This window comes from Burkholderia sp. Ac-20384, from assembly GCF_017104605.1.
Classification (GTDB): domain Bacteria; phylum Pseudomonadota; class Gammaproteobacteria; order Burkholderiales; family Burkholderiaceae; genus Burkholderia; species Burkholderia lata.
The window spans coordinates 1-9,312 of sequence record NZ_JAAGPE010000330.1; the positions used below are offsets into that span (position 1 = coordinate 1).

Below are 9,312 nucleotides of genomic sequence, written 5' to 3' on the forward strand. Positions count from 1 at the left end.
CTGGCCGACGTGGTGCCGCTCGAGGCGCTGCGCGTGCCGGCCGCGCTCGACGGCTCGGCCGGTCTGAACCGCGCACCGGTGCCCGCGCACCAGGCGGAGCTCAACACCGACCTGCAGGCAGTCCACGCGTGGATCGCGACGCGTGGCGCGCGTAGCGAGGCGACCCGCCGCGCGTACCGGCGCGAAGCCGAGCGGCTGCTGCTGTGGGCGATCGTCGTGAAGGGCAAGCCGCTGTCGTCGCTGAACACGATGGACTGCGCCGAATACCTGGACGGGTTTCTGCGGGACCCGCAGCCCGCCGCGCGCTGGATCGGCCGCAGCCGCGTCGAACGGTTCGATCCGGCCTGGCGGCCGTTCGTTGGCCCGCTGTCGGAGCGCAGCCGCGACACCGCGCGGCGGATCCTCAATGCGATGGGGGCGTGGCTGGTCGGCCAGCAGTACCTGCGCGTGAATCCGTTCGGCGGTCTGCCTGCCGCGCCGTCCGTGCCGATCGACGCGACCGGCCGCACGCTCACCCGCGCGCAGTGGCAATACGTGCTGCAAACCGTACTGCGCCCCACATCGGCCTTCAATCGGGCCTTCGACGTTGCCGGCGAGCAGGCCGCGAATCAGGCGACGCATGCACGCGACGTGTTCCTGCTGCTGTTCGCGTACGCGACCGGGCTGCGCCGCGCCGAGCTCGCCGCAGCGACGATCGGCGCACTCACGCGCACCGCGCTCGACGGCGCCTTGGATGATGCATGGAGCCTGCGCGTGATGGGCAACGGTCGCCGTGCGCGCACCGTGCCGATGCCACGTCGTTTGATCGACGCGCTGCGCGTGCAGCTGCGCCACCGACCGGTGCCGCTCACGCTCGAGACGGCGCCGGCCGACACGCCGCTGATCGCCCATCTCGTGACGGGCCAGGCGTTGCACCCGGACGGGGTCGGCTGGCTGTTCAAGGGGATTTTTGCACGGGCCGCCGACCAGCTGGCGATCGCGTACCCGAACGCGGCCGCGGATCTGCGCCGCGCGAGCACGCACTGGCTGCGCCACACCTTCGCGAACCACGGCCTGGACGCCGGCGCCGACATCCGCGACATGCAGGAGCTGCTCGGCCATGCGAGTCTGGGCACCACCATGCTCTACACAAAGGCGGACGCGGTACGGCAGTTCCAGTCAGTCGAGACGTTTTTCAACGTGGCGCTCGACGGTGCGGTAGGGCCGGACGGGACTCCGACGGCGGCGGCCACGCCAGCGTCGAGCCCGGTGTCGCACGCCGTCGGCGTGGAACCTGCCGACGCGGTGCGGATGGTCGACGTGCATGTGACGCTGAAGGTGGAGCCAAAACGCGACGGCGGCCGCGGCCGGGCGCGCGTACTTGAGCGCGTCGAGCGCGAGGTGCTGGCCGGCGTGGCGCGCACGCCGATCCGCGACGGCGTAACCGTGCTGCAGGTGCCGTTCGATGACGATGAGACGTTCGACCGGCGCGTCGACGACCTACTGGTCGCAATCGCGCTCACCGCGGAGCAGCATCGCTGCACGTCGGAAACCGAGGCATGGGCAGAGGTCGCGGGCGACCGCTGGCGCTGGTGAGATAATCGAGGCCGACGGGGCGATGACCGCCGCCGCCTCAATTCTCACGCGAAAAATGACACAGTACGAAAAGGCCCACGTGCCACGGTGGCTCGTTCTTAGCCTGCAAAGCTACGCCTTTTTGTGCGGCGTCAAATGGATCGAAGAAGATGGCTACAGACTTCATGAGAGGGTGCGCCAGAGCGATCTGAAGCGCTTGATGAGGCAGCAACTGCGTCGCAATCAGAAGGTCATCGAAGAGATTCCGTATAAGTGGATCGCGCGGCGCGAATTTCAATCGGAGCGATGGAGGGCGGACCTCGCGGTTCGTCTCCGTCGACTGAATGATGAAGCGAGCGTTGTGCATCGAACTCAGTTCGTGTTCGAGTTGAAATACCAGGACGCGGATTCGGAGGCATTCGACCGCGATCTGTACAAGCTTGCACGATTGCATCGAGCAGTGCGCGGTCGCACTTGGGATTGCCGGACTTTCCTCGTGGTCCTCGGTCGAGGCGAGACCCATGAGCGTTTTGCGGACATTGGTCGCCCTGGAACGTTTCGTTCGACCGAGACGCCGACTGTGCGCAGCACCTATGTAACCCGAGGCATTTTCACCGCGGCGGCGGTTGGTTGCGAACACGACGCCCATTACGTGTGTCTTGTCGAAGTCACTGATTGAGCGCGACAGCGTTTGGATCGTCGCCTGTCGAGAGCGGACCGTAGAATGCGCGATTTGCCAAACCAGCCGCGCCGTGCGCGGCGTGTGTAGCCGGTCGCGTCTTGATTCGGACGGGCGCGCGATCGAGAGGGAAAGGGGGGCGCAGTGAGAAAGACCGGAGCCCGCGGCCGCCGTCCATTAACCAAGGCACAACTGCTTCCATTGCCTGCAGATCAGGTACGCCGACTGTCGCTCAAACATCACCTTGCGTTGGCGTGTTTAGCCGATCGGCGAGGCGACGTGGAGTCACTGTCGGTGGTGGCGAACGTTGTCGAGCTCGCCCGCCGGCTTGACAAGGCCGCCATAGAGCTTTTTCGACTCGCGGATGACGCGCTCCGAACGTGCATCGACCGCGCAGAGCGAACCACGAAGATCATGGTGACCGAAAAAGAGCGCGAGGCAATCGCGGCTGTCCTCGTACTGCACGACGCGCAGCTGGGGAGGGTGGCAGCTCAGCGCTACCTCGATGCGCTCGAGATGGCAGCCACCCGCGCGCAGTAGATTGCAAGGGCGAGTGGCATCTGACTCGTTGTGGCTGGAATTAACAAGGAACGGCATGCGCTCCCGTGGCGCCGCCCGATCGTCTAGAGGTGGCTACAACGCCGCCCAGAAGCAGGCAAGATGAACCACGTGGTTCATGAGTGCACTGAGCAAAAAACTGGAGCTTTGAATTCAGCGATGAACGTTCGTACCATCTCAGTCGAATCCGCGAGCGCCCAGCGTGCGGGGGGCCTCATTTCGGACTTCATGCTTCAACGCATCGCCGGCGGTTGGTGTGTGTTACTCGTAGAGACGGGGCGCACGGATTCACTGCTCGCCGTGCAGCGGAAAGATCTTGACGCAGCGGATGAGAGCGCGACAACGTTCCGCACCTCGGATGAGGCGTTGGCGATCATCTATCAGATCGGCTTCGACATCGCGCGCAACGCGATCGGGATGTGGCGCCCTGAGCCGAAGCATATGGAGCGCCTTCAGAGTAGAACGATGGACGTATTGAAAAGTGTCGTCGATGCACCCAAGAACGCCACATGACGACTCGCTAAGCAGGAGCGCTTGATGCGAAACTTGTTGGTCGTGTTGTTGCTGATCGTGACGCTCGTGTTGGGCCGAGCTCTGGTGCGGATCGAAAACGCGCGGTACGCTTTGTGGCAAGGAATGTGCCCGAACCTGCGACAGGTGACTGCGGTGATCGGGGACAACAGTGCTGGCCCTGACGCACTGGCCTGTACGACGACGATTCAAACTCGCACCGGATGGTGGTGGCACCTTTACTACGCAGTGACCGATAACGGCTGAAATATCGAGGAGGAGGGGATGCGCAGGCTCGCGGAGATTGCAGTCGAGGTGAGAAGAGACTGGCACCCCATCAACAACGGGGCTGCCGTATCCGCTCTCGACGCGATGGCAACGATGGGGTTGGTCACGGAGCCCTATGGCTTCGACTCGAATGGGTATGGCGTGCTCAGCCAATTTCTTTCGAACGCGAAGGGATGGCGCGGCCCGGTAGCGCGGCGCATAAAAGCGGAGTTGGTCGCCATGTGTGCGCGCTAGCACAGGAGATCGAAACGGCAGTCGGAGGTTGCGATGAAACGAGTGAAGCGGTTCGTGGAGTACGAAGGCTGGAAGATCGAGGCGTCACCGACCATTTTGGCGAATCAGCGGCTCTTCGTCTCAGGTGTGATCGTCTCGCGTGGCGGCCAGCGATTCATTTTCACCGACCTTGGCAATCGCGTTTATCGAGCCCAAGCCTACGAACGCGGGATCGAATGGGCAATGCAGTGGATCGACAACAACTACCGACTCCCGGCACCTCAGTCTCCGAGTGAATCGCGGAAGTAACGACGGAGGTCGGTGGCCTGAGCTGCGGTGCCGCGGCTTGGCAAGCATCTCGCGACGTCCGACTCATAAGCCCGAACTGTCCACGCTGGGCCACGCCTCGAGTACCTTAAATTCCTTCGGCGAGGCAATCGGATTCAGCAGCAATCCAAAGAAGCCGCCGATATCGGCGGGATGCTGTAGAAAGCGTCCAGCGGGCTCGAGGCTCCCAAGTGTAACGTCTATCAGCTCGTCGGCGGCCGTGAGCACGACGGAGTGCGCGATAAACACGTGCATCTGCCCCTCGGAAAGAGGATCGAGGCGTTGGTAAAGCCATCCGCGGCGAACCGCGTCGCCGGGATGAGCGGCAACCCATGCGTCCGCGTTGTCGTGGCATTCGGCGCGCAGTGCCGCATATTTCGCTGGCTCGTCGCGTAGTTGCGTGATCAAACGTGCCGCCAGCGTGGTGAGTCGATCAGTCGCCGGCCAGGTGCCGAGAATGTGTGTACCCATGTAATCTCCATCGTCATATACCCAGTACTACGGCACACGGCTTCCCGAGCCATCGCTCAACTTTCATTGCAGGGTAGCTGGGCAAGAACGTGCGGGATATGGGCAAAGATGTGTGATTCATAGACATCGTTTCAACTAAAATGAAGCGATGGACCGAGAAATCACCGCGCGATTACGGTGGGTGCGTATGTATCACGAGACGGGTAATGCCGGCCTCGTGTGCGCACGGTGTGGCATATCTCGACCGACACTTCGCAAATGGCTACGTCGCTATCAGGAAGCCGGCGAGGCAGGTCTGCAGTCTCAGAGCCGTCGTCCACTCTGCAGCCCAAACCGAAGGGTGTCCGAGGCTGATCGGGCAACGATCCTCCGGTTGCGTGCTGAGCGCAAAGGCGCACGGCGGATCCAGAATGAACTGCGACTGTACGAGCAAAGAGAACTATCGCTTGCGACCATTCACAAGATCTTGAGCGAAGCGGGTGCAAAGCCGTTGACTCGATCCAGGCAGCCGACGCAGCCGAAACGATATAGCCGACCGGTGCCTGGAGACCGCGTCCAGATGGACACAATGAAGATCGCTCGAGGTGTGTACCAGTACACGGCGATCGACGACTGCTCGCGGTTCCGGGTACTGGCAATCTACCCGCGCAGAAACGCCCGAAATACGCTGCTCTTTCTTGATCGCGTCATTGAAGAGATGCCGTTCCCGATTCAGCGTGTCCAGACCGACCGAGGCGGCGAGTTCTTCGCTGAGTCGGTACAACGGCGCTTGATGAGCGAGCGCATCAAATTCCGGCCGATCCCGCCACGCTCGCCACACCTCAATGGCAAGGTCGAGCGTTCGCAGCTCACCGACCGTAACGAATTCTGGTCGCATCATCCGCCGACCGAGGATGCGATCGACCAACGCATTGAGGAGTGGCAGTTCGACTACAACTGGCGGCGCCCGCACGGCTCACTTGGTGGCAAGACGCCCATCGATCGTATCGCGGAGTTAGGCGAAGTCACCCCTGTCGCGGAGGAGGTGGAAAGTGCCTACGACGAAACCAAAGAGCGACTTCGGCACCGCGAATGGCGCGTCGACAAGACCCTCGCCGAACATCACCGGCGCGTGTTGGAGCTCGCGTCTCCTAACGGAGCCGCGAGCTCCAACACGCAACGAAAACGGCGCGCTAAAAAGTGAAACGATGTCCGTGAATCGCACAGCTCATCGCTATCAACCTCCTGCCACGGTCCGTCGAGCCTGGCTGGATTCCGATAATATCGACGCGAGACTCACTGCCTGATTGGTCACAAAATTCCGCCTCAGGTCAGCCCCGCAGATCGCCGGCCATCATGACCTGCAGGAACTTGCAAGGACCTACTACCAGGTTTTTCGCGCACGCACCAAGGTGCAGCACTCGCTGATCAACCACTGCCTGCCCCTGTATTTCCCGGAAATGCACCGCTATTGGTGCACAACCCGCAACGAGTGGTTCGTGCGCTTTCTGCTCGAGTTGCTTGTCGAGTATCGGTTCTTGTTGAACCCGGTGTCGTGCGCGCCCTTAGTCATCGCCGAGGACTCGGAACCTTAAAGTGATTCGAGCTCCAACTGCTTCGCATCCCTGTACCGCACCTCGCATCGGCCACATGCGCCACGCCGCGTGGCTCCAAACTTTGCCATCCTCCCTCAACCGAGTGTCCCAAATGGCAGATCCTTTCAATGTTCGCGGCCCTGGCACCGGGCCGAATTATCCAGAATTCACCCCCACGGCGCCCCAATCCGCCCAGCATCCACAGCCCGCCACGCCGGCCCCGCACCAGGCTGCACTCAATCAGTTCGGCGGGCTCGGCCCGATGCGTCGACCCGCAACCAATCCGCCTCCGCCCGTTCTCCTGCGCGAGATGATCAACCCAGAATCGACCCAGTGGCTAGCTAAGTATGCTCGAGGTGACAATCAAAACGAGCGCATGGCCGCGCGCGCTATGCGGAACGCCATAAACTATGATCGGCTAGAATTTGCCGGCGAAGGAGTCCCTCCGGGGACCACTGCATATACAGCCAACCTATCTACTCGGCAAGGTGACTCTGTCGTAGTCATAGGCAACTTCGCACGGAGTGAAAACGGCCAATTCGGTGTGGTGAACGCTTCCATGATTGACACCGCACGGCCCGATTATGGAGTTTATCTTTCCGCACCGCTTGATACGACGTCGGCTCAACACTTCTCGGTCGAGGCCGGCCTGAGCGCTCCGAATCCCCAGCCATTCGACCACGCCACGGCGAATCCCGGCGCCTTCGCGCCAGCCGGCTTTCATGCTCCGTTGCCAACGGATCAACCCATGGTACCGATTGCCTCCGGTAGCCAACACCGTCAGCCTGGTTTCGGCACGCATTCCTTCATGCCTGGGGCCGCGAGTGCCGCACCTTTTTCCTCTTACGGCGAACCGTCTGGATCATCAGCCCAGCCGCGGGACTTCGCCATTGCGTCCTCCAGCCGACATGTCGCTCAAGAGCCCGCCCCCGGCTCTGCGTCGCAAGTCGCTTCGTCCAGCCGCAACACCTTGCCACCCGCTGACCCAAGCGCTATTCCGTCCCTAGCCGCTTCTGCTTCCAACACCACCGTATCCCGAAAATTGTCGAAGACGCACACGAGTACCAGTGTTCTGTACACTTTATTCAGCCACATCCGCGAAGAGGATTTCATAGCACTGTCTCCAGCAGCGAGACAGGAATACGTTGAGAATTTCACGCCATCGGCAAAGCTATCGACCCGTGGCAGCAAAGAGAATTCTCTGAAGCAACTACGCTCCCAGATTCAAACGGCGCTCCGGAAACTTGACCTTCTGCCACTAGCCAGACCCTCTTCGAATGCGGACCGCCCCGAAAATGAAAATGCCGCCCTTGAGAAGATTGCGAACGTCGGCCAAAGGGGTACCTTAGGAGCTTTCATGACCGATCTACGGATACATCATTCTTCGTTTTCAGAATTTGAGCTCATGACACCAGAAGCGCGCAAAGTTCACGTCGATAGATATCTGTTGAACAAAAGTCGCTTCAGCTCCGCAAGATTGACAAACGCACTGAAGGAGCTCGGACTATCCGGAACCGGGCAGTAACCCTCGACGCACTTTTCCGCGAAACAGGGTTGCCCGCCAACCCTGCTTCAACTCCCACCCTCCGTATTGCCCGTCGCCATCCAGAACACCCCGATGCCTTGGTTCCAGAGCAACTGAGCCCCGCCGAAATCCGCACCCTTGGCATCGACGCACGCGTACGCTGCCGCAACAGCCTCGCCACGCGACGATTCCGCCCCCAGGTGCGCGTACGTCGTCAGCTCCGGCAGCACAATGCCCTTGCGTAAGCGCTCGACACGTACCGTCTGTTCATGAGGGCGCGGCACCGGCAATCTAATTCCCATCAGATGTAATGGGAATCAGATTGATGAAGCCAGTGGTACATGGAAGACAACCGGGTTCGAGGAACTACACGAAGGAGTTTCGGGAAGCGGTTGCTGCCGAAGCGAACGATCCGAATCGCTCGATTGCCGAGGTAGCGCGTGCGCACGGCTTGAACGCCAATATGGTCGCGCAGTGGCGAAGAAGCTTACTGGATACGCAACCTGCACCGTCGGTACCAAACATCGCGCTGCTACCGGTTGATGTGGTCGATCTGCCTGCGAAAGACATCCCACGTCACGCTCTGCCGCAAACGCCGGACGTGTCGGCGAGCCCGGCGATGCCGCCAGGCTGTGAAATCGAGATCGAGGTCGGCAAACGACGTATTCGTATCCGCGGCGTGTCGCAGGAGTTCGCCGAACAGTATTTGCGAGACTGTCTGAAGTGATCCCGCCGAACACGCGAATCTGGATCGCGGCGGGCGTCACGGACATGCGTTCCGGCTTCAACTCGTTGGCCGCGAAGGTACAAACCGTGCTGGAGAAGGATCCCTACAGCGGGCACGTGTTCGTGTTCCGGGGTAAGCGCGGCGACTTGCTGAAGTGCTTGTGGTGGTGCGACGGTGGCCTGTGCCTGCTCTCGAAGCGCCTCGAGAAAGGACGTTTCGCGTGGCCGCGCGCCGATGCCGGTGTTGTTGCGCTGACGACCGCTCAGCTCGCGCTCTTGCTCGAAGGTTTCGATTGGCGGCAGCCGATCGATGCGGTACGCCCGCGAAGCGCATTGTAAACGTTCATTGTGCGTGGAGAGCTTGTGGGTGGCGTCGTGTAAGCTCACTGCATGTCCGCTGCTCCCACCGATCTCCCTGACGACATTGAAGCGCTGAAGGCGATGGTCGCCAGCTTGCGCGAGCAGCTCTCGCTGGTCGACACCGTGCGCCGCTACGCGCTGGCCGGCGGCAAGGTTCATGCTGACGACACGCCGTTGCCAGTGCTGGCGCCCGGCAACGGTCGCACAATGACAGGACGTCTGTGGGTCTACGTGCGTGATGACCGGCCGAGTGCCTCCGAAGAGCCGGCGGCGGTCTGGTTCGCCTACACGCCCGATCGACGGGGCGAGCATCCCCAGCAGCATCTGGCAGACTTCGCCGGCGTGCTGCAGGCCGATGCGTTTGCCGGCTATGCCGAGCTGTATCGCGGCGGCACCATCCGAACCTGTCCGCATTAATGAGATGGTCAGCCTGACCGAAACAACCCGATCGGCTTACGCTGATCGGGTTGTTTCCTTATTGGGAGGTCATTATGGACACGGTATCGCTGATCGGGATCGATTTAGGC

Annotated in this window: 12 protein-coding genes and 1 pseudogene; 12 read left to right on the plus strand and 1 reads right to left on the minus strand. The window is 61.5% G+C overall.

All coding sequences use genetic code 11. The annotated features are described in order from the left end of the window. The 6 genes from G3O00_RS35995 to G3O00_RS36020 all read left to right on the plus strand — a co-directional run. The coding region (locus tag G3O00_RS35995; RefSeq protein WP_206145838.1) for a tyrosine-type recombinase/integrase at nucleotides 1-1,575 on the plus strand (1,575 nt) is incomplete at its 5' end. Between the two features lie 22 nt (nucleotides 1,576-1,597). Next, nucleotides 1,598-2,233, plus strand: a complete 636-nt coding sequence (locus tag G3O00_RS36000; protein ID WP_206145839.1) for a hypothetical protein — start codon at nucleotides 1,598-1,600, stop codon at nucleotides 2,231-2,233. 279 nt (nucleotides 2,234-2,512) lie between these two features. Further along, a complete protein-coding gene (locus G3O00_RS36005; RefSeq protein ID WP_206145840.1) occupies nucleotides 2,513-2,773 on the plus strand; it encodes a hypothetical protein in 261 nt (86 codons plus the stop codon). 120 nt (nucleotides 2,774-2,893) lie between these two features. Beyond that, entirely contained in the window at nucleotides 2,894-3,304 is a 411-nt protein-coding gene (locus G3O00_RS36010; protein WP_206145841.1) for a hypothetical protein, read from the plus strand. Between the two features lie 24 nt (nucleotides 3,305-3,328). Continuing rightward, nucleotides 3,329-3,568: a hypothetical protein gene (locus G3O00_RS36015; protein WP_206145842.1), complete on the plus strand. Its 240-nt coding sequence runs from the start codon at nucleotides 3,329-3,331 to the stop codon at nucleotides 3,566-3,568. A 288-nt stretch (nucleotides 3,569-3,856) separates the two neighbouring features. Beyond that, nucleotides 3,857-4,111 carry a hypothetical protein gene (locus tag G3O00_RS36020; protein ID WP_206145843.1) on the plus strand — a complete coding sequence of 85 codons (255 nt, stop codon included), beginning with the start codon at nucleotides 3,857-3,859 and terminating at the stop codon, nucleotides 4,109-4,111. Between the two features lie 63 nt (nucleotides 4,112-4,174). Here the strand turns inward: G3O00_RS36020 and G3O00_RS36025 are convergent, their stop codons facing one another. Next, nucleotides 4,175-4,600 (minus strand): hypothetical protein, encoded by a 426-nt coding sequence (locus G3O00_RS36025; protein ID WP_206145844.1) that lies wholly within the window; start codon nucleotides 4,598-4,600, stop codon nucleotides 4,175-4,177. A gap of 148 nt (nucleotides 4,601-4,748) precedes the next feature. Between G3O00_RS36025 and G3O00_RS36030 the strand changes: the two genes are divergently transcribed. The 6 genes and pseudogenes from G3O00_RS36030 to G3O00_RS36055 all read left to right on the plus strand — a co-directional run. Continuing rightward, complete coding sequence (locus G3O00_RS36030; RefSeq protein ID WP_206145845.1) at nucleotides 4,749-5,783, plus strand: IS481 family transposase; 1,035 nt, start codon at nucleotides 4,749-4,751, stop codon at nucleotides 5,781-5,783. A 103-nt stretch (nucleotides 5,784-5,886) separates the two neighbouring features. Continuing rightward, nucleotides 5,887-6,174 carry a hypothetical protein gene (locus G3O00_RS36035; RefSeq protein ID WP_206145846.1) on the plus strand — a complete coding sequence of 96 codons (288 nt, stop codon included), beginning with the start codon at nucleotides 5,887-5,889 and terminating at the stop codon, nucleotides 6,172-6,174. 559 nt (nucleotides 6,175-6,733) lie between these two features. Further along, nucleotides 6,734-7,699 (plus strand): hypothetical protein, encoded by a 966-nt coding sequence (locus G3O00_RS36040; RefSeq protein WP_206145847.1) that lies wholly within the window; start codon nucleotides 6,734-6,736, stop codon nucleotides 7,697-7,699. A 325-nt stretch (nucleotides 7,700-8,024) separates the two neighbouring features. Continuing rightward, a complete protein-coding gene (locus tag G3O00_RS36045; protein ID WP_206145848.1) occupies nucleotides 8,025-8,426 on the plus strand; it encodes a transposase in 402 nt (133 codons plus the stop codon). Beyond that, nucleotides 8,423-8,764 carry an IS66 family insertion sequence element accessory protein TnpB gene (gene tnpB, locus G3O00_RS36050; protein WP_036047966.1) on the plus strand — a complete coding sequence of 114 codons (342 nt, stop codon included), beginning with the start codon at nucleotides 8,423-8,425 and terminating at the stop codon, nucleotides 8,762-8,764. Before G3O00_RS36045 ends, tnpB begins: the two co-directional genes overlap by 4 nt. Nucleotides 8,765-8,815: 51 nt before the next feature. Next, nucleotides 8,816-9,184: pseudogene (locus G3O00_RS36055) on the plus strand (transposase); the annotation flags it as partial. Nucleotides 9,185-9,312 lie beyond the last annotated feature (128 nt).